The organism is Paenibacillus oryzisoli (assembly GCF_050467285.1).
In the GTDB taxonomy this organism is placed as follows: Bacteria; Bacillota; Bacilli; order Paenibacillales; family NBRC-103111; genus Paenibacillus_E; species Paenibacillus_E oryzisoli_A.
In genome coordinates this window covers 858,063-884,472 of the sequence record NZ_JBCMUN010000006.1, presented here as the reverse complement: position 1 = coordinate 884,472, position 26,410 = coordinate 858,063, and the positions used below count along the sequence as shown (strand labels likewise).

Below are 26,410 nucleotides of genomic sequence, written 5' to 3'. Positions count from 1 at the left end.
AATGCGGCGGGCGCGGCGCTCCCCGCCGGCGCAGGTGCACTTGCCGCGGGCGATGCCGTCGCGGCTGGCGCCACTGACGCCGCAGCGCTCGCTTGCGGCGTGCTAGCTACGGCCGCCGTGCTCGTCGGCACCGGCGTCGAACTGCTCGCAGCCGGGCTCCCAGCGGCTGCGGGTGCACTCACCGCGGTGGGCGAAGCCTCAGCCGCCGCCGCTTGCAGCGCGCTCCCGAAGGCTTCGCCTCGGGGCTCCGCCGGCTTTTGCCCGCAGCCTGCCAAGAGACTGAGGCTCATCACGACGCTAAACCAACAGATAGTCTTGTTCATAGCTCCCTCCTTATGATCGGAACAACTGCAGCGGTTCGACGCGGTACGCCTGCCAGGACGGCCCCAGCGTTGCCGCCACCGCCACGAGCAGTGTGCCGCCGATGAGCCACCACTCGCCAGGTAAGAACTGCCACGATTGAATCTGCAGCCCCATCCAGTCAAAAATCGCCTCCCGGCTCACGTAACCCCCGAGATGGCCTAGAACGAGCCCTAGCAGCAAGCCAACCAGCGTCAGCAGCAGCCCCTCGCCCAGCAGCGAAAACCAGATAAACCGCCTGGATTTGCCGATAAGCCGCAGCAGTGCAACGTCCTTCTTCCGCTCCTGCACCGCCGCCATCAGCGACAGCAGAATCGAACAAGCGGCAAGCACCACGCAAATCACGGTAACGCCGCTCACCGCCTGTGACCCTTTATCCAACACATTCACCACGTCCGCAACCGCCTTGCTCGTATAAATCGCTTGGACGTTGCTGACCCCACCATAGGTCGTTTTAACCGTTTGCGCGCCAAGCAACGACTTCGGCTTCACCAGAATCGTCGTCACTTCCTTCGGCTTGTCGGGATCCAGCGCATGAACCGCCCAGGCATAATCCAACGTAGTAAAAATCGCCCGGTCATCCGCCGTCAGCAGCGGCGGCAAAATACCCACCACGGTATACATAAAGCTGTGGTGATGCTCCTCTTCTTCACCGTCTTCGTCATCGTCGTCCACCGCTTCCGCGCCTTGAACCAGCCCGTGCGCGCCGGTAAACGTATCGCCGACATGCAGCCCGAGCGTCCGCGCCACATGGGCGCCGACCACCGTATCGCCAAGCTTCGCATACAGCTTGCCGCTCGCCATCGCCGTGTCCGTCCCGTACCGCGTCGCAAAATACCCCGGCTCCATGCCAACGATTGGGTACCCGTTATAATTGTCACCAGTCGTCATCGCGTAAGCAGCTTCTACCTGATTATTAGCGCGCAGCTCCTCCAGCAGCGAATAAGGAATATTTCCCGTCGGCGCGCCGAGATGGTAGTACGTGTTCAAAGCAAGCTGCGTCGAACTGCCCTTCGCCCCGATCGTCACTTCAAAAGGACCGTACCCTTTCTCAGCTCCTACTTCCACGCTCTGCCGGTACAGAAGCAGCAGTACAATAACAGCCGCCGTTACTGCTACCGAAAAGATCGTGAGCAGCGACAACGTCTTGCGATGCCAGACATTGCGCCACAGCAAAATCAGCACACTCATACCGTCACCCCTCGGCGGATCGCGTTCAGATCCTCAATGTGCACTTGCCGAGGATAGGAGGCTGCCAAATGCACATCATGCGTCACCGTCAGCAGCGTCAGGCCCTCCTCCTCGCAGATCTGCAGCAAGAGCGACATCATCGCGGCCGCCGTCTCAAAATCCAGACTTCCGGTCGGCTCGTCGGCAAGCACCAGGCTCGGCTTCCCAATCAGCGCGCGAATCATCGCCGCCCGCTGCTGCTGGCCCCGGGACACCTGCGAAGGCAAGCGATGCTGCTGTGCCGTCAGTCCTACGCGCTCGAACCACTGTGCGGCTAACTCAGCGCTCTCCTTTTTCGACATCGCCGAAGGCATAATCAATTCCACGTTCTGCTTCAAAGTCAAGGACGAGATCAAATGAAACTCCTGGAAAATATAGCCGATCGACTTCGCCCGATACTGGTCGCGTTGCGATTCAGACAGCCGATGAATCGGCTGATCCTCAATCCAGATCTCCCCGCTGTCCGGCTGCATCACGCCGCTTAACAGGTGCAGCAGCGTGCTTTTGCCGCTCCCGCTCGGCCCGAGAAACGCGATGCGCTCACCTCGCTTCACCTGCCATTGTTCAATGTGCAGAATCGGGATATGCTCTCCATTTTGCTTAAACGACTTGCGAACTTCTTTAAGCGTAATCATAATCAGGCCCCGCTTCTTCTCCAAAGTTGAAAAGAGGACACCGCAGGCCAAAGCCCCAGTGTCCCGCTTCACATTAACAAATGCGCTTATTGCACAATGCGCTCATTGAACGAATCCCATGTCATCGTCTTGCCTGTCAATTGATTGAACGCTTCGATGGCCAGGTACAGCTTGCCGTTGTCCACTTGACCGACAATCGCGCTCGCTGCGCCGTTCACCGTAACCGCGCCTGTCGTTACGTCAACAACCATCTTCTGAGCATCCTTGCTCAGCGTGACCGTTTTCGAAGCTTCGTCCCACTCGACTTTCGCGCCCAGCGCTTCCGCCAGCGATTTCGCCGTAAACAGCGTTTTGTTATCTCTTGTCACTTTGAACATCGGGTACAAGTACTTGTCTTGCAGAGCTTTCGTAGCAGCGTCAAGGTCGGCACCGATGACTTTTGCTCCGCTTTTTGCAATGTCCGTGTTATCGACATCGCCTTTGACTAGAGAAGCAATTGGCCCGTAAGCCCATACGCCAACGTCAACGCCCGTGTGACCGTGACCCGTCCAGCCAATCGCCAGACGCTTGGATATAACCGCGTTATAACCGCCTGCTCGGCCGTAGGAAGATCCGTCACCTTTCAGGATCAACTGTACTTCGTCGTCGGTCAGATCCGTAAAGCCGATGTTGTCAGCCACGATTTTACGAACGTCGTCCGCATTTTGCGCCTTTTTCAAAATACCGTCAAGGTACTCGTAGGAGTGCTTCTCTTTGTTAAACAAGTCTACGTTCAGCTCGTACACGTTATTGATACCGAGGGACAGACCTCCAGTTTCATGGTCAGCTGTGACAACAACGGAAGTGTTGCCGTCTTTTTTCGCAAAATCAACCAACGTTTTAAACGTAGCGTCCAACTCCAGCATTTCTTGAATGTTCGCTGGAAAATCGTTCGCATGACCAGCGTGGTCGATACGGCCTTGTTCCACCAGCAAGACGAAGCCGTCTTTATTTTGGGATAAAATATCAAGCGCCTTCTGTGTCATTTGCGGCAAACTAGGGTTCGATGCTGTACGGTCCAGTACGTACGGAATCTCCACATCTGCAAAAAGTCCGAGCGCTTTTCCCGCTGTTACCGGGATCGCATCAAGGCCCGCTTTATCGAAAGCCGTTTGGTACCCTTTAGCCTGGAAGTCAGGGATGATGTTTTTGTCTGTCCGTTTGCCATTGTCTTCCTTCGTGACGAAGTTTACTTTACCGCCGCCGAAGAATACACTAACGCCGCTGTCCAGGAATTGCGAAGCGATCGCATTTTGATTGCTGCGCTGACGAACGTGGGAAGCCCACACCGCAGGCGTAGCGCCGGTAATCGCGTCTGTCGTGACAAGACCTGTCACTTTGCCTTGTTTCATCGCCGCTTCAATCACGGATGCAAAAGGCTTGGCCACATCGCCGTTGGATACGGAGATCGCATTATTGTACGTTTTGTTCCCTGTGGAGAACGCCGTACCTGCAGCGGCAGAGTCCGTAACTGCACCGGATTCTGTCGTGTATGGGCTCGCTTGCGAATACGTCGTAGCCTTGCCCACATAGTAGCCGCCGTCCAGTTCCAAGCGGTCTTTATGTAAAAACTGTTTGGAATAGTAACGAGCCGCCGTCACTTCGGCAGGGCCCATGCCATCCCCGATCAGGACAATCAAATTTTTGGAAGCAGGTGCCGATGTTGTTGTTGCAGGCGCTGCAGTTGTCGTCGTGTCTGCTGCTGCCGCCGTGCCGGCAAAACTCATTGCAAGTACAGATACGGTGAGGCCTGAGCTCATAAGGTGCTTGAATACTTTTTTCATCGGGATCCCTCCAGAATATAATGTCTCACACCTCTAGCATAAAGATGACAGATTCGGAGAGCATCAGAAGGACATGTAGGAAATGTAAATTTGAACGAAATTGTAAACTGTCTGTAAAAAGAGAGGCTCGCGTCCTCCCTACCCGAAAATTCCACATGTGTCGGGAAGAGCCGATTGAGGTATAATAGAGGAAAACTGAGGTTTTCAGATGAGGAGGCGTCCCCTGATGAAGATCATGATTACCGCACAAGAAGCCATGAACAAAGGCGTTTGGCCGCAGCTTCTGCTGCTCTTCGGTCGAGACAAGGACGAAGAAGTGTGGCCGGGCGAACAGTTTATTTTGACGGAACAGCAGGCGATTCAATTAAAACTGATCAAGGTTTAGTACGGACAGCATGTAAAAAAGCACCCGCAGATCGGCTCGAAGATTCCCTTCAAGCCCCGCACGGGTGCTTTTCCTATCTATTCGCCGCGAAAGGCGCGCTTCATGCGTTCAAAAATCGACTGGCTCTGCTCATGCGTATGCTCGCCGTTTTCCTTGCTGAACTGACGCAGCAGGTCTTTCTGCTCCTCGGACAAATTCGTCGGCGTCATAACGATTACTTTCACGTGCTGGTCGCCTTGGCCGAAACCGCGCAAATGCGGCACGCCTTTGCCTTTCAAACGGAAGTACGTATCCGTCTGGGTGCCGGCTGGAATTTTCAGCTTCACTTTCTCTGTCAGCGTCGGAATTTCGATTTCATCGCCCAGCGCCGCCTGCGTAAACGTAAGCGGAACCTCGCAATAAATGTCGTTCCCTTCGCGGTGGAAGAACTCATGCGCTTTCACGCGAATAACCACGTACAAGTCGCCGGACGGGCCGCCGCGCGTGCCTGCTTCCCCTTCGCCGGAAACGCGCAGTTGTGCGCCGTCGTCCACGCCTGCCGGGATTTTAATGTGAATCGTGCGCTGCTTCTTCACTTTGCCTTGACCATGGCACGTGCTGCACTTGTCTTTGATGATTTTGCCGCTGCCGTTACAGGACGAGCAGACGCGGCGGTTCACGATGCGGCCAAACGCCGTATTCTGAACCACTTCCTGCTGACCGGTACCGTGACAGCCGCCGCACGTCTCCGGCTTGGTGCCGGGCTTGGCGCCGGTGCCGCTGCACGTATCGCAGTTCTCTGTCCGCGGAATGTGAATGTCCGTTTCTTTACCGAAAACGGCTTCTTTGAATTCGATGGACATCGTATATTGCAAATCGTTCCCGCGCTGCGGCGCGTTCGGATTTCTACGACCTCCACCGCCTCCGCCAAAGAACATATCGAAAATATCTCCGAAGCCGCCGCTGAAGTCTTGCCCGCCGCCGAAGCCCTGATTCGGATCGACATGCCCGAACTGATCGTATTGAGCTCGCTTCTGATCATCACTCAGTACATCGTAAGCATCCTTCGCTTCTTTGAACTTGTCTTCGGCATCAGCCGCTTTATTCACGTCGGGGTGGTACTGACGCGCCATCTTGCGGTACGCTTTTTTAATTTCATCCTGCGAAGCGCCCTTGCTTAACCCAAGCACCTCGTAATAATCTCGTTTACTCATCGTTCCACTCCCATGTTCAAGACTACAAACGGAAAGTCAAAGCCAGGGGAGACGTCTCCGGCTGGCTTTGACTCGTTCATTTACGTGATCATACCCTTACGTAAGGATATGTTTATTTTTTCGATTCGTCAACGACTTCGTAGTCAGCGTCAACAACATTTTCTCTGCCTTTCGGAGCTTCGCCAGCACCGGCGCCTGCATCTTCTGCTGCCCCTTGCGCCGCGGAAGCTTGCTCATACAGCTTCACGGACAGTTGTTGAATAACTTCTGTCAGTTCAGCCGTTGCCGCTTTGATGGTTTCGAGATCGTTGCCAGCAAGTGCTTGCGTCACTTTCTCTTTCGCTGCATTCGCTTTATCGATTTCGCCTTGGTCAACTTTGTCGCCGAGGTCTTTGATCGTTTTGTCAACGGAGTATACGAGTTGATCCGCTTCGTTGCGCGCTTCAACCAGTTCTTTGCGTTGACGATCTTCTTCCGCGTGCGCTTCCGCATCTTTTACCATTTGTTCAACTTCCGCGTCGCTCAAGCCGCTGGAGGAAGTGATCGTGATTTTTTGGCTTTTGCCTGTACCTTTATCGAGCGCAGATACGTTCACGATGCCGTTCGCGTCGATGTCGAAGGAAACTTCGATTTGCGGTACGCCGCGCGGAGCCGGAGGAATGTCGCCGAGCATAAAGCGGCCAAGCGTTTTGTTGCCGGAAGCCATGGAGCGCTCCCCTTGCAGTACATGGATTTCTACGCTCGTTTGGTTATCCGCATATGTCGAATAGACTTGAGATTTCGTTGTTGGAATCGTTGTGTTCCGATCAATCATTTTCGTGAACACGCCGCCTGCCGTTTCGATACCGAGGGAAAGCGGGGTTACGTCGAGCAAAACAACGTCCTTCACTTCGCCTGTCAATACGCCGGCTTGAACTGCTGCGCCGAGTGCGACAACTTCGTCAGGGTTAACGCCTTTGTACGGCTCTTTGCCTGTCAATTTTTTGATCGCTTCAACGACAGCCGGAATCCGTGTGGAACCGCCGACGAGAACGACTTTATCGATTTGGCTTGTAGACAAGCCGGAATCTTGCAGTGCTTGACGCGTTGGTCCAAGGGTTCTTTCGACCAAATGAGCGGAAATCTCTTCGAATTTCGCGCGAGTCAGGTTCAGCTCCAAGTGCTGAGGAACGCCGTCTACTACCGTGATGAACGGAAGCGAAACCGTTGTCGTCAGGACGCCGGAAAGCTCTTTTTTCGCTTTTTCTGCAGCATCTTTCAAGCGTTGAACGGCCGCTTTGTCTTTGGACAGGTCGATGCCGTGCTCTTTTTTGAACTCAGCTACCAGATGGTCGATGATCACTTGGTCGAAGTCGTCGCCGCCCAGTTTGTTATCCCCGCTAGTCGCTTTAACTTCGAAGAAGCCATCGCCCAGCTCAAGGATGGATACGTCGAACGTACCGCCGCCAAGGTCATAGACGAGAATTGTTTGGTCTTCCGCTTTCTCCAAACCATAAGCCAGTGCCGCAGCCGTTGGCTCGTTCACGATACGAAGCACTTCAAGGCCTGCGATTTTACCGGCATCTTTCGTAGCTTGACGCTGGGAGTCATTGAAGTAAGCTGGAACCGTAATAACCGCTTGGGTTACGGTTTGACCCAGGTAAGCTTCTGCGTCAGCTTTCAGCTTTTGCAGGATGATGGCGGAAATTTCTTGCGGCGTGTACTCTTTGCCGTCGATGTTTTCTTTGTGATTGGTCCCCATATAACGTTTGATGGAGATCACTGTTTTGTCTGGATTCGTGATCGCTTGGCGTTTCGCCGTTTCACCAACGACGCGCTCGCCGTCTTTTTTGAAGCCTACAACGGAAGGTGTTGTGCGGTTGCCTTCAGGATTCGGGATGACAACAGCCTCCCCGCCCTCCATTACGGCTACGCAGGAATTTGTTGTCCCTAAGTCAATACCAATTACTTTACTCATGTAAAGCTGCCTCCTTTAGTTCCCTCGGAACTTATTTATATATGAAAATGGTAAATGTAATCATCGTTGAGCGAAGATCAGCTACATGCTGACTTTCACCATCGCCGGACGGATAACTTTATCCTTCAGGACATAGCCTTTTTGCAATTCTTCCACGACGATGCCTTCTTCATGATCCTCAGACTCCACTTGCATGACGGCTTGGTGGAATTCCGGGTTGAACGGCTGGCCGACCGATTCAATCGGCTTGAGACCTTCCGCTGTCAACAACTGATCGATGCCGCGGTAGGTCATGTCAAGACCTTTGGCCAAAGAGTCGAAATCCTTGTTTTCTTTGCTGGAAGACAGCGCGCGTTCAAAGTTATCGACGATCGGCAGAAGCTGTTCAATCAATTTAAGCGAAGCGTACTTCGCGAAATCTTCCTTCTCGGCTCTTGCGCGGCGGCGGAAGTTATCAAAATCCGCTTGCACACGCAGCATGCGCTGATAGTTCTCTTCAGCTTGCATACGCGCTTTCTCAAGCTCGCCATCTACCTTTACTTCCTCCTCGGAAGCCTCCATGTTGTCGCCGGCTTCTTCTGGAGCTGTGGTGGCTTGCTCTTGATCGGCTGCGTATGTAGCGTTCGTTTCTTGTTCTGCAGTTGGGTTGTCATTTGTACTCAATGTGCTTCACCTCCTATACATAATCCATTTATGGGTTAAAATCCGTTACTTCGTGATCACAAGACGACCGTTCGGCATATTCGAGCTTAGCTTGCCCATTTTGGCTACTCCTCACCAAGCGTCTTCATCTTGATGACCGTATGAATGCGCAGGACAGCCGCAGCAACTTCGCCGGCCGCTTGCAAGGCATGAATTTTCACATCGGTCGGATCGACGATCCCTGCATCCAGAAAATCGGCGATTTGACCCGTATCACAGTCAATGCCTAACCGATCGGAGCCGTGCGCAATTTGGGCCGCTTTCAGCTCCTCCACCTTTTCCAAGGGGTTGTAGCCCGCATTCACGACAATTTGCGACAGGGGCTTCCGCAGTGCACCGGCAACGGCCGCTACACCAAAGCCTTCCATCCCCTTCATCGTCTCACGCATGCGTTCCAGGTCATGCGCCACGGCCATTTCCGCAGCGCCGCCGCCGGGCAAGTACCCGCCGCGCACCGCGGCCTGTACCGCTGAAGCGGCATCTTTCGCGATGCGCGAGCGCTCATGCGCCGCTTCGCGCGTCGCGGCGCCGACGATCACGGTCACGTAGGCTTCGCCGTGACCCTGCGCCACGCGCACGCGCTCCAGCCGCTCATCGTAAGCGGCATGGCCCGCGCGGCCGAGCGCGTCGCCGAGCTCCGGCGCGCTCTTGCGCAGCGCCGTCCGGCGCACCGGCCGGGCGCCGGTGTGTTCGCTGAGCTGCAGCAGGTCCCGGCGGGACACGCGCTGTAGTACGAGAATGCCGTGGTCGGAGCAGAACTGCTCCGCCTCCGGGTCCACCCCGCGGTCTGATGCGATCAGACCTACGCCAAGTTCCAGCAGCTTCCCGAGGGAGCTGCGGAACTGCTCGCGCAGCTGCATGTACCGTTGGAAGCCGGCCTCGGTGACGAGCGATTCCTCGCTCACCGCCTCCGGCTCCAGGGCATCCTGCAGCACGAGCACCCTCGCATCCCGGCGCTCCAGCGCGGCATGCAGGTTCGCCGGCTTTTGGCCGAGCAGAATGCCGGTCCACACCTCGCTGCTCGCCTCTTCGTGGGAGAGCACGCTATCCGCGAAGCGGTAGCCCTCTTCGCGAAGCTTGGCCTCGCCGACGGCCTCGGCCGCCTGAATGACAAGCTTCGCGATGTCCGCTTGCTCTCGGCCGGCGGTGTACGCGATGCGGTACAGCTCGCGGTCGTCAAGCCCCTGCACGGCGCGGCTGCGCTCCCGCAGGGAGGCGGCCGCCAGCTCGATGCCCGTCTGCATGCCGGACACCACTTTGGCGACCGGTACACCACGCGTCACCTGCGCGACGCCTTCCTGCACCAGCGCACCGGCCAGCACCGTGGCCGTCGTCGTGCCGTCGCCGATTTGGCGCTGCTGGCTGCGCGCCACCTGAATCATGAGGCGCGCGGCCGGGTGCGTGACGTCCATCTTTTCCAATATCGTGACGCCATCGTTCGTAATAATGACGTCGCCCTGCTGGCCGACAAGCATCGTATCGAGCCCTTTCGGACCGAGCGTACCCTCAACCGCGGAGCAAATCGCGCGGACAGCCGCCGCATTATTCACAAGTGTGGAATATCGTTCTTCGTTTTCGCCTGGGACGCCTTTGATTCCGGTCATTTGCCGTACCAACGTCCGAGGACCCCTTCAAGATGTCTTGACAAATAATCCATGAGCGTAATCACGCGCCCGTATTCCATGCGGGTCGGACCCAGAATGCCAATCGTGCCAAGCGGCGTGCCGTTATGCGAATAAGAGGCCGTAATCAAGCTGCAGTTGGAAATCGCCTCGAGGCTGTTCTCCGTGCCGATTTTAATCTCAATGCCCTCATTGGACGGCGAAATCAACTTAATCAGCGTAGGCGCTTCTTCAAGAAGATCAAAAATACTCTTCACCTTCTCAACATCCTTGAACTCCGGCTGCTTGAGCATATTCGTCATACCGCTTAAGAATAGCCGATCCTTCTCGTTGCTCTGCATAACGCCTTCGATGACACCCAGCAACTCTTGATAACCCGTCACATACTTACTTAATTCTGCTGAAATTTCATTATAAAGCTTAGATTTAAAGTGAATAAGCGGCACGTTCTGCAGGCGTGTATTGAGCAGGTTCACGACCTTCTCAATCTCCGACATCGCAATGCCCTCAGGAATCGTAATCGTTTTGTTTTCCACATGCCCGGTATTCATCACGAGGATAGCAACAGCCGTCGTCTCGGACAAAGGCACGATCTGCAAATGCTTCAGCGTTGTGCTGAACACTTCCGGCCCAAGCACAATCGACGTGTAGTTCGTCATGGAGGACAAAATGCCCGCCACGTGCTGAATCACGCCCTCCATCTCTTGAATCCGATTGGCAAACGCGCCTTTCATTGAATCGAGATCTTGGGTTTGCAGCGTACCGTGCTGGAGCAAATGATCCACATAGTAGCGATAACCTTTGTGCGAAGGAATCCGGCCTGCGGACGTATGGGGTTGCTCCAGAAAGCCCATCTCTTCGAGATCCGACATTTCATTGCGGATCGTTGCCGGCGAGAATCCGACATTTCCCCGTTTAGAAATACTCCGCGAACCGATCGGCTCTGCTGAACGAACGTAATCGTCGATGATTGCACTCAGAATCATGCGCTGACGCTCTGTCAACATGCTTACCCCTCCTTCAAGATTATCCCATCTGTTTTCGTTTCGTTAGCACTCGTATTTAGTGAGTGCTAAATCCTAATACAAAAATAACAGACCCTAAGGTCTGTTGTCAAGTCAATCCAATCGTTTGAGCACCGCGATTTCGTCGCAGCAGTACTGTTTTTTGCAGTGCATGCAGTCCCGCCATACCTTCTCCGGAAAAATCTCTTTCGGCACGAGCGTGAAGCCGTTCTTTTGGAAAAAGGCCACTTCGTACGTCAGCGCCATCACCTTGCGAATTCCCAAGGCTCTCGCCTCTTCCACGAGGAAATCAACCAGTCTGCCGCCGATCCCCTGGCCCTTGTAACCTGGCGTCATACCCAACGAGCGAATTTCCACCAGATCCGGCCCGAGTTGTGTTAAAGAACCGCAGCCGATCAGCGTCCCTTCATGCTCCGCGACGACAAAACTCTCTATGTTCTCCTGCAGCATCTCCCTGCTGCGCGGCAGCATAATCCCTTGTTTCGCATAACCCTGTATAATATCGTATAGCTTCTCCACATCATCCAAGGAAGCTTTACGGACGGTAATCGTTGTTGACATCATCACGCCTCATCCCACCAATCGCAAGAAAATGCATAAAGGCCACAGGTGAGAAACCGCGGCATCCCGCTTTTCTGCTTGTGGATTATTGTATAAATATACATCAATCCGTATACTTCCACAAGACCTATTTTGCATAGTTGCGACAGGATTTCGAGTCCGATCAGCTTAAGAACGAAGCGAATACCTCATTCCCGAGCAAAACGCCCTGTTTGGACAACCGATAACCGCCCGGCACGCGTTCCAGCAGCTTTTTATTCACCCAGCCTTGGAGGGTCGCTCCAAAATGGTCCTCCATCTCCGAACCGAACTGCGCGCGGAAATCGCTGCCCTGCACCCCATCCATCATCCGGAGGCCGACCATCATAAAATCCTCCATCGCCTCCTGCGGCTCCACGGCAAACTGCTCCAGCACCGGCAGCCCTTGAACCGTGGCATCGATATAAGGCTGCACGCCTTTGATATTGATGTGGCGCTGTCCGCCGATATAGCCGTGCGCGCCTGCACCTAACCCATAGTACGTGCGGTTGCGCCAATACTGCGTATTGTGCCGGCTCTCGCGGCCCGGACGGGCGAAGTTGGAGATTTCATATTGTTTGTATCCCGCTGCTTCCAGACGGTTCATGATCCCCTCGTACATCTCGACTTCTTCATCTTCGCTTGGCAGCGGCAATTGATTTTTGTTGTACAACGTATGGAAAAGCGTATTTTCCTCGACCTTGAGGCTGTAAATGGAATAGTGCTGCAAATCCAACGCCAGCGCTTCATCCAGGGTCGCCTGCATGATGTCTACCGTCTGCCGCGGCAGCCCGAACATCAAATCGATGGACAGGTTATCGAAGCCGAGCTTTTTCGCATTCTCGATGCTTCGGTAGACGTCATCTGTGTTATGAATGCGGCCGATTGCCGCAAGCAGGTCATTGTTAAAAGACTGCACACCGAACGAAATCCGGTTAACTCCGCCCGCTTTCATAACTGCGAGCTTATCCTCGTCCGTCGTTCCAGGGTTCGCTTCCATCGAGAATTCGACTTCGTTCGGATTTGCCGGGAAGTACGTCCGCACCATAGAGAGGAAACGTTCCATTTGATCAGGCAGCAAGACAGTCGGCGTTCCGCCGCCTACAAAGATCGTTTCTACCTTCTCAGGAGGCGTAAGCCTCACCGTCATCTCCATTTCTCTTTCCAGCGCATCGAGGTACGCCATCACCGGCTGCCCTTTCAGGACGTAAGAGTTGAAATCGCAATAGTGGCATTTATTCGTGCAAAACGGGATATGAATGTACACCGCTGTCGGCGTTTTATAGGAAACTAGCATAGGGTGTTCCTTCTTTCTAACCAAAGTCCATACGGTAGAAAAAGCCGAGGGGCAGAAACGTCTGCCACCCCAGCTTTTCCTCCGGTCTGCGCGACTTGCGCAGCGCTATCTATTCGTCGATTTTCAGAACCGCCATGAACGCTTCTTGCGGCACCTCAACGCTGCCGACCTGCTTCATGCGCTTCTTACCTTCTTTTTGCTTATCGAGGAGCTTCCGTTTCCGGGAGATATCCCCGCCGTAGCATTTCGCGAGAACGTTTTTGCGCATCGCTTTTACCGTTTCGCGGGCAATGATTTTTTGACCGATCGCCGCTTGGATCGGCACCTCGAACATTTGGCGAGGAATCAGATCCTTCAGCTTATCGCAGATGATTTTACCGCGTTGGTACGAGGTATCTCGATGCACGATGAAGGAAAGGGCGTCAACCTGCTCTGCGTTAAGCAGAATGTCCATTTTCACAAGATTCGAGCGTTTGTAGCCGGAAAGCTCGTAGTCGAAGGACGCGTAGCCTTTCGTTCTCGATTTCAGCATATCGAAAAAGTCATACACGATTTCCGAAAGCGGAATATCATACGTCAATGTGACACGGTTCGTATCGAGATACTCCATATTGATATACTCGCCGCGCTTGCCTTGGCACAGTTCCATGATCGTCCCGACATAATCGTTCGGCACGATGACGGAGGCTTTGACGTATGGCTCTTCCACATAATCGATCCGCTGCGGATCCGGGTAGTTGGACGGGTTGTCGATATCCATGACATCCCCGTTCGTCAACGTGACGCGGTATATAACGCTCGGCGCCGTCGTAATCAGCGGGATGTTGAATTCGCGCTCGATCCGCTCCTGGATGATTTCCATGTGCAACAAGCCAAGGAAGCCGCAGCGGAAGCCAAAGCCAAGGGCCGTCGACGTTTCCGGCTCAAAACGCAGTGATGCGTCGTTCAGCTCCAACTTTTGCAGCGCCTCGCGCAGATCGTTGTAATCCGTCGTTTCGATCGGGTACAAGCCGCAGAATACCATCGGATTGATCCGGCGGTAGCCTGGCAGCGGTTCAAGCGCAGGCCGATCAGCCTCTGTCACCGTGTCCCCTACGCGCGTGTCGCCGACATTTTTGATCCCGGCAATGATGAAGCCTACATCGCCGACTTCCAGGGAAGGCACGGTCGACATACGCGGTTTGAACGCGCCGACTTCGATGACCTCGAACGTTTTGTTCGTCGCCATCATTTTAATTTTCGAGCCCGGCTTGATGGAGCCGTCAACGACACGCACGTACACGATAACACCTTTGTAGATATCATAGTGCGAGTCGAAAATGAGTGCCTTCAGCGGGTTGTCCGGATCGCCCTGCGGCGGCGGCACCTTCTGGCAGACCTGCTCGATAATGTCTTTAATCCCGATCCCCGCTTTGGCGGAAGCCAGCACCGCGTCGCTCGCATCAAGGCCAATTACGTCCTCGATCTCCTGCTTCACTTTATCCGGCTCTGCACTGGGCAGATCAATTTTATTGATGACAGGCAAAATCTCCAGGTTGTTCTCGAGCGCCAAATACACGTTCGCCAGCGTCTGCGCTTCAATCCCTTGAGCAGCGTCGACAACGAGCAGTGCGCCTTCGCATGCGGCCAAGCTTCGGGAAACTTCGTACGTAAAGTCGACGTGTCCCGGTGTGTCAATCAGATTCAAAATATAATCGACGCCGTCATCCGCCCGGTAAGCCAGTCGTACCGCTTGCAGCTTGATGGTGATGCCGCGCTCCCGTTCGAGATCCATTTGGTCGAGCACCTGCTCCTGCATCTCGCGCGTCGTCAAAGCGCCAGTGTATTCCAGAATGCGATCGGCCAGCGTCGACTTGCCGTGGTCGATATGAGCAATGATTGAAAAGTTGCGAATCCTCTGTTGTCTTTCTCGAATATCCGTCATGCTACCGAATAACCCCCACTACAAATAATTTTCATTATAGCAGTTGTGGGATGCCGGAGCAATGTACATCGTGGACTAGCCTTTCCCCAGCACAGCATCGAACAGAGAAACAAACAGCTTGATGCCGTGATGCATCGTAATTTGCAGCAAATCTCCGAGCTTGTTCCCTACGCGGTTCAAGGAGTTATCGTGGTCGGCGATAGGCTCCTGCACAGGTGCAGGCGTTGGAGTCGGTTGTGTCTTGGCAATGGTCGACTTGGAAGCAGGCGATGGGCTCGGTTGGATTGCTGTCGCTTGGCCCCGGGCCTGGACGACCGCCCCCTGGACGGCGGATTTGGCTGGCGGGGATACCGACGTGCCTTCAATGCGCTGCGTGCCGCTCGATGCCAGCGAAACGCCGAACAAGATGCAAAACATGAGCAGCAGCGCGAACAACCCCACTTTTAAATAAAACTGTCCGAGCCTCATCCGACCCGCCTCCTCCAATTTTTATTTACCGAGCTTGAGTTCTTAAGATTTGTTCGTCGTATCCTTAGGCGCATCAACCTTTTTCGCGTTCAAAATGACTTCGGAAATCGCCTCGGCCAGCCAATCCGTCGTGCGGTAGCATTCTTCCAACGTATTGTACGGGCCGCCGACTTCGATCAGGATGGCATTCTGGGAAACGTTCTGATTGTAGAGGCCGTTGCCTTCGCTCGCTTCCTTCGCATGAATGCCCTTGGAAACCCCTGGATGCTTGGCTTCCAGCGCTTGATGAATTTGATTCGCAAACTCCTCGTTCTTCTTCCAGTTCGGATTCTTGCCGCCGATAATAAAATACACCTGTGCGACGTCTACACCGTTAACCGTGGCAGTCGTTTTGCTGCGAGCAGCCGAATCGCGGTGAATGTCAAAGAAATATTGCAGGTCTTTATGCGCGGCCATCGCTTCTTGCACCGTTTTTAACGAATATTTGTAGGAGAACGGATACTCGAAGTTTTTCACCGTGCTCGGGTACACCGTGTTGTCGTGAACGGCGCCGATGCCGTCCTTCTCCAGATTTTGCGCGAGCCGCTCACCGACGGAAATGACGTTCAGTTTATCGCTGTAGGCCTTGTCCGGATCGGTAACACCTTTAAGTTCCGGCAAGAACGACTCGTTGCTGTGTGTCTGATAAATGAAGGCGATGTTGCTTCCCGCCGATTTGGGCGGCTGAGCAGCAGGGTTCGCGCTTGGCGTCGCCGAGCTGGAAGGTGAAGGCTGAACCGTCGCTGTCGGTGTGGGCGGCTGCTTGACCTCAGCTTGGAGATCCGTCGTTATCGGATTGAGATCATACGGAGAGCTTGGATTCGTCGCACTGCCCTGCACGAGAACAGTGGACGCTTTGGCATCCATGCCCGGCACCTCGCTCGCCACCAGACTTTTCGGATCGTTGGGATTGATGTCTGTCACCATTTGGAACGCAAAATGAAAAATGTTGTGCTGCGAGAACGTGAATTTTTTTTGATCCTTATTTAAATGAGGAACTTCCATTCCCAGCATATCGATAAAAAATTGGTTGGTGACCGACGCCGCGAGCCCTTTCATAGATGAAACCGGTGAAGTGGTGAGCCGCGTTTGCAGAAAACCGCCGATCCCGATGAAAACAAAGAGAGCTAGGGTCGATGTGCTGAGAATAAACAAAGTTTTTCCGACGGAACTTGCGCTCTGAAACGTTTTCCGAACGTGGCTGAAATTCAAAGTGGCTGTTGTCCATTTCATCGTCTGATTCCTCCTAATCTAGCTTACTTTACTCTATGAAACGAGCTTCGGAAGTAGAACCTGTTCGCTAGAAGTTTTAATAGAAGAAATCTCGCAAGTCACGATCAACCGTGAAAAAGCCTCCCCTCTGGCTCGAAGGAAGGCTCGTCTCTTAATGGGTATAGGCAGCGACGTTATCTACATCCACCGCGTCATGCAAAGCCGCATTCAGACCGCTGGCGATGATATTCGCAATATCCTCGATGAACTGGTCGATCTCCTTCGGCGTCACCAGCAGATCGTGGCCGACAGGATTCAAGACCTCTTTTACCAATTGAAGCCGTTCATCCTCATGAATATTGTCCAGCAGTCCGAAAATTTTGCCTGTATTCTGCGTCTGATCGCTGAAATGCTTCTGCATCAGATCGAACGCATTATTGACGATGGTGGAGGCATAGACGACCGTTGGCACGCCGATCGCAATCACCGGAATGCCGAGGTTCTCCTTCGTCAATCCCTTCCGTTTGTTGCCGATGCCAGAGCCCGGATGAATGCCCGTATCGGCAATCTGAATCGTCGTATTCACCCGCTCCAGCGAGCGGGAAGCAAGCGCATCAATCGCGATAATAAAATCCGGCTTGGACCGGTCCACGATCCCTTGCACGATGTCGCTGCTCTCAATTCCCGTCGTGCCCAGCACGCCCGGTGCAACTGCGCTCACCGCCCTATACCCTTCGCCGACGTCTTCTGGCACGAGCTCAAAATAATGCCGCGTTACCATCACATTGTCGACCACAAGCGGGCCCAGCGCATCGGGCGTCACATTCGAGTTACCCAGCCCGATGATCAGCGCCTTGGCATTCTTGGGAATGCCGATTTCAAGCAGGAACCCCTCAAACTCCTGAGCCAGCTTCGTGGCGACCCGATCCTGTAGCTGTGTATCCTTTTCCCGCAGCGCCGGCACTTCCATCGTTATATAATGGCCCATCAGCTTACCCATGGCCTTCGAGCCTTCTTCGTTCAACACATTAATTTTCGTTACGCGAATGCCGTTTTCTCTCGTCGAGACCTGCTCGATGCCGGGAATCGGCTGCCCTTGATTGGCCTGCTGCGCGATATCCCTTGCATCCAGCGCAAGGTCCGTATGCGTCGTAAATGAACTTAAATCCATCTCAGTGCCCCTCTCTGAAAATGTAGATACGACATAGTGTGCGACGAAAAAGGGGGCATTATACGATATCCGCCGCCTGTAAAAGCCTATTGACAGCTCTTGCAATTTCAAATATTGCGTGGTAGAATACTTAAAGTTGTCAGCAAACATACAAATGTAACGTTGAACGTGTTTTGTAAGTAGGAGGTGAATTTCATGCCAAACATTAAATCCGCTATTAAACGAGTAAAAGTTAGCGAAAAGCGTCGTCTTCGTAACGCTTCCCAAAAGTCCGCTCTGCGTACTGCTGTGAAAGCTTTCGAAACAGCTTTGACCTCTGAAGCACTTGTTGCCGCTTCTAAGAAATTGGATCAAGCTGCTTCCAAAGGTTTAATCCATAAAAATGCCGCTAACCGCAAGAAGTCCCGTCTGGCTAAAAAGCTGAACGCTCTTACGGCTCAAGCGTAATTACAGACATAGAGCAAAAGCCCAGTTCTCCGCGGAGAGTTGGGCTTTTTTCGTTGGCCTGCCAAAAAAGCCTGCCGCTTCTTACGCGGCAAGCCCCAACAAAAACAATTCCAAGCCCAACACTTTATCGATTTTCCCCGATTTCATCTGCAGATCGAGATCCGCCAGCTGACCCATGATGCGGCTCAGCCGCTGCGTATCGTACTTGCGCGCCTGTCCCTCGGCCACCTTCACTGCGAACGGATGCAGGCCGATCTGAGAGGCCATCTGCTGCTGGGAATAGCCCTGTTTGGCAAGCTCCTTCACTTGCAGCATGATGCGGAACTGCCGCGCAATCAGCGAGGCGATTTTGATCGGCTCTTCACGCTGCTTAAGCAGCTCCTCCAGGATGACGAACGCCCGGTCCAAACGCACATTTACAATATCTTCGATTAGAATAAATACGTTCTGTTCCGTACTTCGGGCAACGAGTTGATCGATCGTATCCGGCGTCGCTTCGCCACCATGCCCCACGAACAGCGAGATTTTCTCCAGTTCAGCCGATAAGGCCTGCAAATTACCGCCGGTATAGAGGATCAAATTGTCCGCGGCGATGCCGGTAAAAGAAAATCCAAGCTGCGCAGCCTGACGGGCCACCCAACCCGCTGTTTCTTCCGGACTCAGCGACAAGAACGGCACCGTCGCCTCCATCTCCTTCAACGCTTTCACGATCTTTTTGCGCTCGTCGAGCTTGTCTGCGTCTACCGTAAAGACAATCACCGTATGCTCGGCCGGCGATTTCAAATAAGCGGTCAGCCTGTCCAGATCATGCTCCAGCTTCGTGCTTTCCTTGGCTCCGGTAAAGAACAACGCATTTTTCGCAATGACCAGCTTGCGCGGGACCATAAAAGGCAGCGTCTCCGCATCGTCCAGCACCGCAACCAGCGGCATCTCGCTTAAATCAAATTTGCTTACGGCAAATTCGCGGTCCTCCGGCGCCATTAACGAGTCCGTCAGGACGTCGATAAATTCTCTCATTTTATATTTCTCAGGCCCAAAGCACAAATACACAGGTGCTTGACGACCTGCTGCAATATCTTTTAACGCACGCTTGGCATCCATTCTAGCTCCACTCCTTCCTTTCATTGTAACAACAACAAAGGGATTACGTCAAAGCCCGAAGGCTCTGAAGCAATCCCTTTGCCAGTCTATTTAAACACCGATAGAAGGCTCTAGAAACCTTGAATCGAGTGGATGAATCCCGACTGCGCCGCTTGAACTACTATAACATACGCAGACACGGGCACAGTGGTGCATAAGATTCATACCTTATTTCACGCTTTCCTTCATTTCCTTCAGGTCGATCATGAGCATCTGCAAGGCGCCACCCTGACTTTGAACCTGATAAAAGAGCTTCTCGTCGCCCGACCATTCGATGAGCATAATCTGATCGCCAGGCTGCCACTCCATCTTCGACGTGAAGACAACATCATGCGCAGCCGAATCGCGGATCACAACATGACGAGCCTCGATGGCCGCTGCGTAAATCCCTGATGTCGATTGCAAAACGTTGGCGGCGGCAATCGAAAACAGTCCAGCGCTTGGCGCGAGGCCACGATCGGCGGAATCGCCGGTATTCGGCGCCAAGCTATTCTTCTTCTGCGTTCCGGCATCCTGCGCGGAAGGCGCAGGCACCGGCGTGTCCGCTGTCGACGTGGGCGCAGGCGTCTCACTCGGCGTTGCCGCAGGCGTAGATAACGCAGCCGCGGAGCTTCCCTTGTCGCCTGCCGCAGGGGCTGTCTCGTTCGGCGCCTTCATCCGCTCAGGCGCTGTTGGAGAAGGCGAGATTGCCATTGCCTCTCCCTTGTTTACAGGGCCAACCAACGTCGTCGGCTGCTCAAGCTTCGCATCCGGCTTCTCTGGCAGCGCGCTTCCTGATCCGGTGACAGCAGCGCCTCCTCCAGCCGTCGCGCCCTCCGTTGGCGCTGACGATGACTGCGCTGCTGGCTCGGTTGTCGGCGGCGCAGCATCTGGCGTAGCACTCGCAGCAGCTCGCGCCTTCGGCGCTTGATCGTTGGCAAGCCCGGAAGCCGCGCTCGACTCCGTATTCATTTGCTTGGACTCCGCGCCCGATTTCATCGGCAGAAGCCCATCTGCATTATCCAATACCGGATGCTGCATATTAAAAGCGAAGAACCCTAGAATCAACCCGGCTGCGACAACGCCTCCGGCGATTTTCCACGAGAACTGCTCCCGGTAGCGCTGCTGCCAGGACGGTTTGCGACTTGGCGGCGCAACGTCCGCCGCAGGTCTAATCGCCGCGGGAGCCGACAACGATGACAAGGCAGCTGCATCTCCTCCATTTCGCACCGCAGCACGGTCAATTTCTTCAATTTGCGGCAAGATGGCGTCTACTAAAGAGAAAGGAGGCGTCACTTTCGGCAGTTGGGACAACTCATCGGACAACCGCTGCAAGCGCTCGAACATTTGCGCGCACGCCAGGCAATCCATCAGGTGAGCATGCATCTCATCCTCTTCTTGGGAATCAAGATCCCCATCCAGCTGTCTTTGCATGTATAACATCACCTCTTGACAATTCATCCCCGAACACCCCCTTTCTGATAATCTTGGAGCAACGACTGCAAGGTGTGTCTCGCTCGAAATAAATACGATTTTACGGTATTCAGCGGCAAATTCAGTGATTCAGCAATTTCATGATAAGAAAAATCCTGCAAATAGCGAAGAATCACGACAGATCGGTGATGCTCGGGCAATTTATCGATCGCTTCTCGAATATCTTTGGCTAAATAGCCGTTTAACATCTCATGTTCCACATTGTGATCCGCTGTAAAGATCATTTCGTGCTCATCAATCGAAACCGTCGGCTTCGTTTTGCGAAATTTATCGATGCAGATGTTCGTCACAATCCGCTGCACCCACGTCTTAAAGAGCGCTTTTTCCTCATAAGAATGAATCTTGGTATAAATTCGCAGCAGTGCCTCCTGTGAAGCGTCCAGCGCATCCTGTTCATTATTAAGAATATAAAAAGCGGTTCGATAAACATGAGACTCAATTTCTCGCAATAGGGTAATGAGCGCATCACGATCACCGGCTTGAGCTGCTCTTACCAGTTCGGGTGCTATCACTGGGATCCCTCCCTTTGCACACTTATAGACGAGGCTTCGTCTTCTAAGGTTGCAAGACTATTTAAAAATTTTCATACCAACGTATTAGACGCATAGAGTGTCATTTGGTTTCATGATAACGATGGCCAAAATGCGGAAAGCCCCGGCCGGGCGCCTCCAGCTAGGAGACGTCAACCGAGGCTGCCATCTGACAAGCGCTCTCTCTACTTTAGAACGAGACAGCGAAGTTTGCAAGGTAATGTTGACAGCATTGTCACTAAACATGCAAAAATTCCCTTTACATATTCGATCAAAATGATCATTTTACTCCAAATTTTGTCCTCGATTTGATCCCCTGCATGTCAATTTCCATTTGAACTTCCCCCATTTGATCTGTGCGAAACACCTGCGCGCCTTCGTCTTCCAAACGGCCGACAACGTCCGGCGAGGGATGCCCATATACATTCTTCTCTCCGACTGAGATGACCGCTGCCGCCGGTTGCCAGAACGCCACCCATTCGGGTGTGGTTGACGTTTTGCTGCCGTGATGAGCGACTTTTAAAACGTCGATTTTGCGCCCGGTGGTGGTTATAGTACTGCCGTCATCGTCAGTTCGAAATGCGTTAGCGGGCTCAGCTCCTTCAGTAGCGGGTGAATCCCACATGTCTGCCGGATGCTCACGCAAGTAGCTCAACACCTCTGCTTCCGACGCCTTTTCCATGTCGCCGGTAAACAGCCAGCGCGTGCCTTGCATCTCCAGCAGAAGGACGACGGAGAGAGCGTTTTGCTCGCTTGCAAAACTAACATCGGTCGGAATCGTTTGCAGCGGATACAGAATCTTCATCTGGGTCTGCGGATCAATGACAAGCCAGTCTCCGAGACCAGCGGGCATCAAGGGGACATGCGCGGCAAGCAGCGTGCCAAATAATTTAGCGATCCCTGGGGATGACTTGAGCGTACCATTGAACAGAAATTGCTTGATCGGGATTTGCTCCGCTACCGCCTGCAGGCCGCCGCTGTGATCCGCGTCTTCATGCGTCAGGAGAAGGAGATCGAGCTGATGAACGCCTCTCTTTTTCAGCAGCGGTACGAGCAGCTTGGCACCGACTTCATAAGGGTCTTTTCGGAGCTTCCACGCCTCGCCCGGTTTGCCGAAGGTGACCGTTCCCCCACCATCGATTAACAAATGCTTATTGTATGGCGTTCGAATCAAAATCGCGTCGCCCTGCCCAACGTCAAGAAACTGTACACTGCCCTTGCGGTGAAACCGATCCGGCGAGTAGCCGATCCATAGTAGAAGAGCGAATGTACTCAGGCTTAGAAGGAGCGCTGTGATCGGGGATACTCGGAAACTATGGCGTTTCCATCGTCGCTTGTCATACGTGAGGAGCGGTTTAGGCTCCCCTGCCGCCGCGACGCTCCGCCACAGCGCATAAATCGCAAGCATGCAGAGGTAATAAGCCGCCATCCAACTCAAGCTGGGCGTAGGCCAGATCGTTTTGTAGGCTTGAAAGCTTTGCAGCCAGTCTGTAACCCGGAAAATCCCCTGATTCAACCAGCCGATCCCCGTACCGATCGCTTTCCCTGCCGGCATATACAGAAAGCCGATCAGCAGCGCCGCGAGCCCTGCCGGAAACACAACCATCGAAATGATCGGCACTAAGACTGCGTTCGCCGCCCAGGAAATGAGCGAAAATTGATTAAAATAATAGATCGACACTGGGAATGAAATGAGCTGGGAGACGAGCGTGATCGAAGTGGTATTGCGCAGCATTGTGTGGGGAATCCACGGCTCGAGCAGCTTGCCGGTGCGCTGAACGCCAACGATCAACCCCAGCGTGACGAGAAAGGAAAGCTGGAAAGAAACGTCCAGCACATAGTACGGATTCCACAGCAGCATCGCCCCCGCGACGATCGCCATGATGTGCAGTACATCCTTCATGACACCTTTCCGCACAGCGATCAAGGCGATCATGGACATCAGCCCTGCCCGCACAATGGAGGGCGAAGCTCCCGTGACGAGGATATAGCAGGGCAGCAGCCAGATGCAGACGAGCAGAATCGTTTCTTTCGTCAGCTTGAACCGGCGCAGCACCCAGATGACGGCGCCAAGGAATACAGCCACATTGAGGCCCGAGATGGCCAAAATATGCGTCAGCCCCAGCTCGGAAAATTGCTGGAAGCGGTCCGGGTCCAGATCGTCGGTGTAGCCGATCAGCATGCTTTTCATGAACCCGGCCTGCTCAGCCGCCGGGAAGATGCGGTCCATGCGCGCGCTGAGCGCAGCCCGCAGCGCATCGTTCCATCGCAGCAGCTGCACGGCGCTGATGCGCGCAGCCGCAGGCTGCACCTGCGCCTGGTCCACCCCACTGGCCGTCAGCAGCCAGTGGGTATGGTGCAGGCGCAAGTATCGGCGGTAGTCGAAGCCGCCGAAGTTGCGCGCCGAGGCGGGGCTGCGCAGCACCCCGCCCAGCGTCACGGCGTCGCCGCGGCGCCAGCCGGCGACGACGCTCTGCTGCGCCTGCTCCGCGAGGCGCAGCGTGACCTGCACGCTTTCCCCGCCGAGCGGGAAAGCGGCGTCGTCCTGGAAGCGGAGGGACGCCGCTTCCAGGGTAAAGCTGGCCCTGTCCCCGTCGACGGAGACAGGGCTGGCGAACCGGCCGTGCAGCGTGACCTCGCTGCCGTCCAGGTTCGCCTGCTGCTGCGCGAGCGGCAGCAGCGCGGACACGTTCCGCTGGTCGTTCCACTGGTAATAGCCGAAGGCGATCCCGACCAGCAGGACAAGGCTCAGCGGCTGTCGCCCCGGCAGCCGCAGCACATGCATGGCGATCAGCGCAGCCAGCCCCCCCGCGCTGATCAGCCAGCTTCCCGCCTGGCTGGGCACGGCCATCGCCAGCACGTACCCAGTTATCCACAGACAGCATCCTAGAACAACTGGTCTGTTCATCTTTTCCCTCCTCTGATTGGACCTCCCTAACGCTCATGCCAACAAAAAAACCTCTCCCTGGCACGCCGTATATCGGCTGCCAAGTGAGAGGTGCTTCCTGCTCCGTTATTTAATTCACAACATCCGTCATCGTACCTGGAGGCGGTTCATATCCCGCCAATTGCCGAAAGACGATGCCTCGTGCCTGCATCAATTCGCTGACCTTGGCCTGATCCTTCGGATACCCCCGGTGGAACACAATCTCCGTCACGCCGCTGTTCGCCAGCATATTGGCGCACGTCCAGCAAGGCTGATCCGTCACATACACTGTCGAGCCCTCGCGGTCCTCCCGATCCGTGAACAGCAGCAAGTTCTGCTCCGCATGGATCGTCCGGATACACCGCTGCTTCCGAACGACCTCTTCGGTCTCGCCGACCATTTTCAGCTCAATCTCCTCTACCAGCATGCATCCTGCTTCCGTACAATCGGCAACGCCCATCGGCGCTCCGTTATAGGCGGTGCCAAGCAGCTTTTTCCCCTGAACCAGCACCGCGCCAACATGTCTCCGGTTGCATCTGGAACGCGTCGACGCCATATACGCTATATCCAAAAAGTAGGTATCCCAATCTTTCCGTACGCTCATTCTCTCTATCTCCTTACCCGTTTAGCCAAATTGTGCTATTTCTCGTATTCTCTCATATTTCCTACCAGTTGAAAAGATTTACTAGGAATCAGCCACATAAAGATAAGGCCGCAATTTCTCGAAAATTTTGTCCCCGATGCCCTTCACTTCTTTCAGCTCTTCCAGGCGCTTAAATTTCCCCTTTTGGTTCCGATAATCCTGAATCGCCTTCGCCTTACTCGGGCCAACGCCAGGCAAGCTGTCGAGCTGTTCGAGCGTTGCGGTGTTCAGATCCAGCAAAGTCGATTGCGCAATACTTTGCGGGGACGGTTGTATAGACGGTGAAGCGGAAGCCGGCGAAGTTGGAGGCGGCGCTTTTTCTTGCGCAGCAGGAGTCGCCCCATGCTCCGCCTCAGATCTCGCCTCCCCCGCAGGCTTCAGCGCCCCTGCCGCAGGCGAGGCAGCCGTCCTTGTCTCGTTCGCAGCCTTTTGCCCGGCCGTTCCCGTTTGCTCCACCAGCGCCGCCTGCATCTGTGTGTTCAGTGGAATGAGCCCGGTGTAACCGCCGGATGAACCGCCTCGCACAAACGGTATCACGATCCCAAATACAAAGCCAAGCACAGCGGGGATCAGCAGCAGCTTCCCCAATTGAACCTTCGTCAATGGACATATCACCTGCCTTTTTGGCATATTCGCCTCAACCGGGCCATATACTCAAAGATAAACGGCCTTACGCCGTCTTATTGCGCTAATGAAATGAGAGACTAAAGACTGATCATTCAGGAGGGAAAACTTGATGAAAGCAGGATTCATCGGTACTGGGAGTATGGGAAGTATTCTGATTGAAGCGTTCATTCATTCAGGGGCATTCAATCCGGAGCAAATTATTGCCGGCAATCGTACCATTCGCAAAGCCCAGCTGCTTGCGGAGACGTATCCTGGTCTTCAAGTAGCCGAGACGAATAGAGAAATCGTGCAGCAAAGCGATATTATTTTCCTTTGTGTAAAGCCCTCTGAATATAAGAAAGTTATTGATGAAATCAAAGAGGACGTGCATTCCTCGCACTATTTGATCTCGATCACAAGCCCCGTCTTAATCAAACATTTGGAGGGTCTTTTGCCAGCTAAAATAAGTAAAATTATTCCAAGCATAACGAACTATGTATTGAGCGGTGCAACGCTCTGTATCCATGGCAACCGGATGCAGCCGGAGGACAAAGAATGGCTTGAAAACATTTTTACGCACATCTCCACACCCATTCGGGTATCGGAAAACTATACAAGAATCTCATCGGATTTATCGAGCTGCGGCCCGGCTTTTCTCGCCAGCTTCATTCAGGCTTTTATCGATGCTGCAGTGGAAGAAACAGGTATTTCGGCGGAGGAAGCAACGCTGCTTGCCAGCGAAATGACGCTGGGTACAGGCAAACTGCTAACAACGGGAGGCTTTACACCGGCGGCTCTGCAAAAAAGAGTATCCGTCCCCGGCGGGATTACAGCGGAGGGTTTGCGCATTCTGGACAAAGAGCTTGCGGGTGTGTTCTCTCAAGTCATTTGCGCGACGCATGCCAAATATGAAGAAGACATCGAGAAGGCTGAGCAGAGTTTTACGCTCAAAAAGTAGCCTTCTCGGGTTTCTTCTTTTTCTTTAAGGTTCGCTGTGGGTTGCCATGGCTCGTTCCGGTTCGC

The 26,410-nt window shown here is 54.0% G+C and carries 24 protein-coding genes; 3 read left to right on the top strand and 21 right to left on the bottom strand.

Going from position 1 to position 26,410, the window contains the following annotated elements; all coding sequences use genetic code 11:
* From ABE504_RS12670 to ABE504_RS12655, 4 genes are all read right to left on the bottom strand, one after another.
* The coding region (locus tag ABE504_RS12670) for a lipoprotein (protein ID WP_430088662.1) at positions 1-323 on the bottom strand (323 nt) is incomplete at its 3' end.
* Positions 324-333: 10 nt separating this feature from the next.
* A complete protein-coding gene (locus tag ABE504_RS12665; RefSeq protein ID WP_430088660.1) occupies positions 334-1,551 on the bottom strand; it encodes an ABC transporter permease in 1,218 nt (405 codons plus the stop codon).
* Positions 1,548-2,225, bottom strand: a complete 678-nt coding sequence (locus tag ABE504_RS12660; RefSeq protein WP_430088658.1) for an ABC transporter ATP-binding protein — start codon at positions 2,223-2,225, stop codon at positions 1,548-1,550. Before ABE504_RS12660 ends, ABE504_RS12665 begins: the two co-directional genes overlap by 4 nt.
* 86 nt (positions 2,226-2,311) lie before the next feature.
* Entirely contained in the window at positions 2,312-4,048 is a 1,737-nt protein-coding gene (locus tag ABE504_RS12655; protein WP_430088656.1) for an alkaline phosphatase, read from the bottom strand.
* A gap of 226 nt (positions 4,049-4,274) precedes the next feature.
* On the opposite strand from ABE504_RS12655, the gene ABE504_RS12650 reads away from it, so the two are divergent.
* On the top strand, positions 4,275-4,433 hold the full coding sequence (locus tag ABE504_RS12650) for a hypothetical protein (protein ID WP_164716588.1): 159 nt from the start codon (positions 4,275-4,277) through the stop codon (positions 4,431-4,433).
* 77 nt (positions 4,434-4,510) lie between these two features.
* On the opposite strand, the gene dnaJ is transcribed toward ABE504_RS12650, so the two are convergent.
* The 11 genes from dnaJ to gpr all read right to left on the bottom strand — a co-directional run bounded on the left by dnaJ (position 4,511) and on the right by gpr (position 17,622).
* Positions 4,511-5,626 carry a molecular chaperone DnaJ gene (gene dnaJ, locus ABE504_RS12645; RefSeq protein WP_430088655.1) on the bottom strand — a complete coding sequence of 372 codons (1,116 nt, stop codon included), beginning with the start codon at positions 5,624-5,626 and terminating at the stop codon, positions 4,511-4,513.
* A gap of 112 nt (positions 5,627-5,738) precedes the next feature.
* Positions 5,739-7,583 carry a molecular chaperone DnaK gene (gene dnaK, locus ABE504_RS12640; RefSeq protein WP_430088653.1) on the bottom strand — a complete coding sequence of 615 codons (1,845 nt, stop codon included), beginning with the start codon at positions 7,581-7,583 and terminating at the stop codon, positions 5,739-5,741.
* Positions 7,584-7,664: 81 nt separating this feature from the next.
* Entirely contained in the window at positions 7,665-8,246 is a 582-nt protein-coding gene (gene grpE, locus ABE504_RS12635; protein ID WP_430088651.1) for a nucleotide exchange factor GrpE, read from the bottom strand.
* 104 nt (positions 8,247-8,350) lie between these two features.
* Positions 8,351-9,889, bottom strand: a complete 1,539-nt coding sequence (locus ABE504_RS12630; RefSeq protein ID WP_430088708.1) for a TCP-1/cpn60 chaperonin family protein — start codon at positions 9,887-9,889, stop codon at positions 8,351-8,353.
* Positions 9,886-10,914: a heat-inducible transcriptional repressor HrcA gene (gene hrcA, locus ABE504_RS12625; protein WP_430088649.1), complete on the bottom strand. Its 1,029-nt coding sequence runs from the start codon at positions 10,912-10,914 to the stop codon at positions 9,886-9,888. Before hrcA ends, ABE504_RS12630 begins: the two co-directional genes overlap by 4 nt.
* A gap of 111 nt (positions 10,915-11,025) precedes the next feature.
* On the bottom strand, positions 11,026-11,493 hold the full coding sequence (locus ABE504_RS12620; protein ID WP_430088647.1) for an N-acetyltransferase: 468 nt from the start codon (positions 11,491-11,493) through the stop codon (positions 11,026-11,028).
* Between the two features lie 163 nt (positions 11,494-11,656).
* A complete protein-coding gene (hemW, locus tag ABE504_RS12615) occupies positions 11,657-12,808 on the bottom strand; it encodes a radical SAM family heme chaperone HemW (protein WP_430088645.1) in 1,152 nt (383 codons plus the stop codon).
* Positions 12,809-12,917: 109 nt separating this feature from the next.
* Positions 12,918-14,732 (bottom strand): translation elongation factor 4, encoded by a 1,815-nt coding sequence (gene lepA / locus ABE504_RS12610; RefSeq protein ID WP_430088643.1) that lies wholly within the window; start codon positions 14,730-14,732, stop codon positions 12,918-12,920.
* Positions 14,733-14,807: 75 nt separating this feature from the next.
* Entirely contained in the window at positions 14,808-15,200 is a 393-nt protein-coding gene (locus ABE504_RS12605; RefSeq protein ID WP_430088641.1) for a hypothetical protein, read from the bottom strand.
* A gap of 42 nt (positions 15,201-15,242) precedes the next feature.
* Complete coding sequence (gene spoIIP / locus ABE504_RS12600) at positions 15,243-16,472, bottom strand: stage II sporulation protein P (protein WP_430088639.1); 1,230 nt, start codon at positions 16,470-16,472, stop codon at positions 15,243-15,245.
* Positions 16,473-16,623: 151 nt separating this feature from the next.
* Positions 16,624-17,622, bottom strand: coding sequence for a GPR endopeptidase (gpr, locus tag ABE504_RS12595; RefSeq protein ID WP_430088637.1), 999 nt, complete (start codon positions 17,620-17,622; stop codon positions 16,624-16,626).
* Between the two features lie 195 nt (positions 17,623-17,817).
* Here gpr and rpsT point away from each other — a divergent pair, with 195 nt between their 5' ends.
* A complete protein-coding gene (gene rpsT / locus ABE504_RS12590) occupies positions 17,818-18,069 on the top strand; it encodes a 30S ribosomal protein S20 (RefSeq protein ID WP_126142410.1) in 252 nt (83 codons plus the stop codon).
* 81 nt (positions 18,070-18,150) lie between these two features.
* On the opposite strand, the gene holA is transcribed toward rpsT, so the two are convergent.
* From holA to ABE504_RS12560, 6 genes are all read right to left on the bottom strand, one after another.
* Complete coding sequence (holA, locus tag ABE504_RS12585) at positions 18,151-19,170, bottom strand: DNA polymerase III subunit delta (protein ID WP_430088635.1); 1,020 nt, start codon at positions 19,168-19,170, stop codon at positions 18,151-18,153.
* A gap of 207 nt (positions 19,171-19,377) precedes the next feature.
* Positions 19,378-20,631, bottom strand: a complete 1,254-nt coding sequence (locus tag ABE504_RS12580) for a hypothetical protein (protein ID WP_430088706.1) — start codon at positions 20,629-20,631, stop codon at positions 19,378-19,380.
* Between the two features lie 14 nt (positions 20,632-20,645).
* Entirely contained in the window at positions 20,646-21,194 is a 549-nt protein-coding gene (locus ABE504_RS12575) for an RNA polymerase sigma factor (RefSeq protein ID WP_430088633.1), read from the bottom strand.
* Between the two features lie 298 nt (positions 21,195-21,492).
* Positions 21,493-24,120 (bottom strand): DNA internalization-related competence protein ComEC/Rec2, encoded by a 2,628-nt coding sequence (locus ABE504_RS12570; protein WP_430088632.1) that lies wholly within the window; start codon positions 24,118-24,120, stop codon positions 21,493-21,495.
* 109 nt (positions 24,121-24,229) lie between these two features.
* Positions 24,230-24,742: a deoxycytidylate deaminase gene (locus tag ABE504_RS12565; RefSeq protein WP_430088631.1), complete on the bottom strand. Its 513-nt coding sequence runs from the start codon at positions 24,740-24,742 to the stop codon at positions 24,230-24,232.
* Positions 24,743-24,823: 81 nt separating this feature from the next.
* Entirely contained in the window at positions 24,824-25,384 is a 561-nt protein-coding gene (locus ABE504_RS12560; protein ID WP_430088629.1) for a helix-hairpin-helix domain-containing protein, read from the bottom strand.
* A gap of 133 nt (positions 25,385-25,517) precedes the next feature.
* Here ABE504_RS12560 and comER point away from each other — a divergent pair, with 133 nt between their 5' ends.
* On the top strand, positions 25,518-26,345 hold the full coding sequence (gene comER, locus ABE504_RS12555; protein WP_430088627.1) for a late competence protein ComER: 828 nt from the start codon (positions 25,518-25,520) through the stop codon (positions 26,343-26,345).
* The last annotated feature ends 65 nt before the right edge of the window (positions 26,346-26,410 follow it).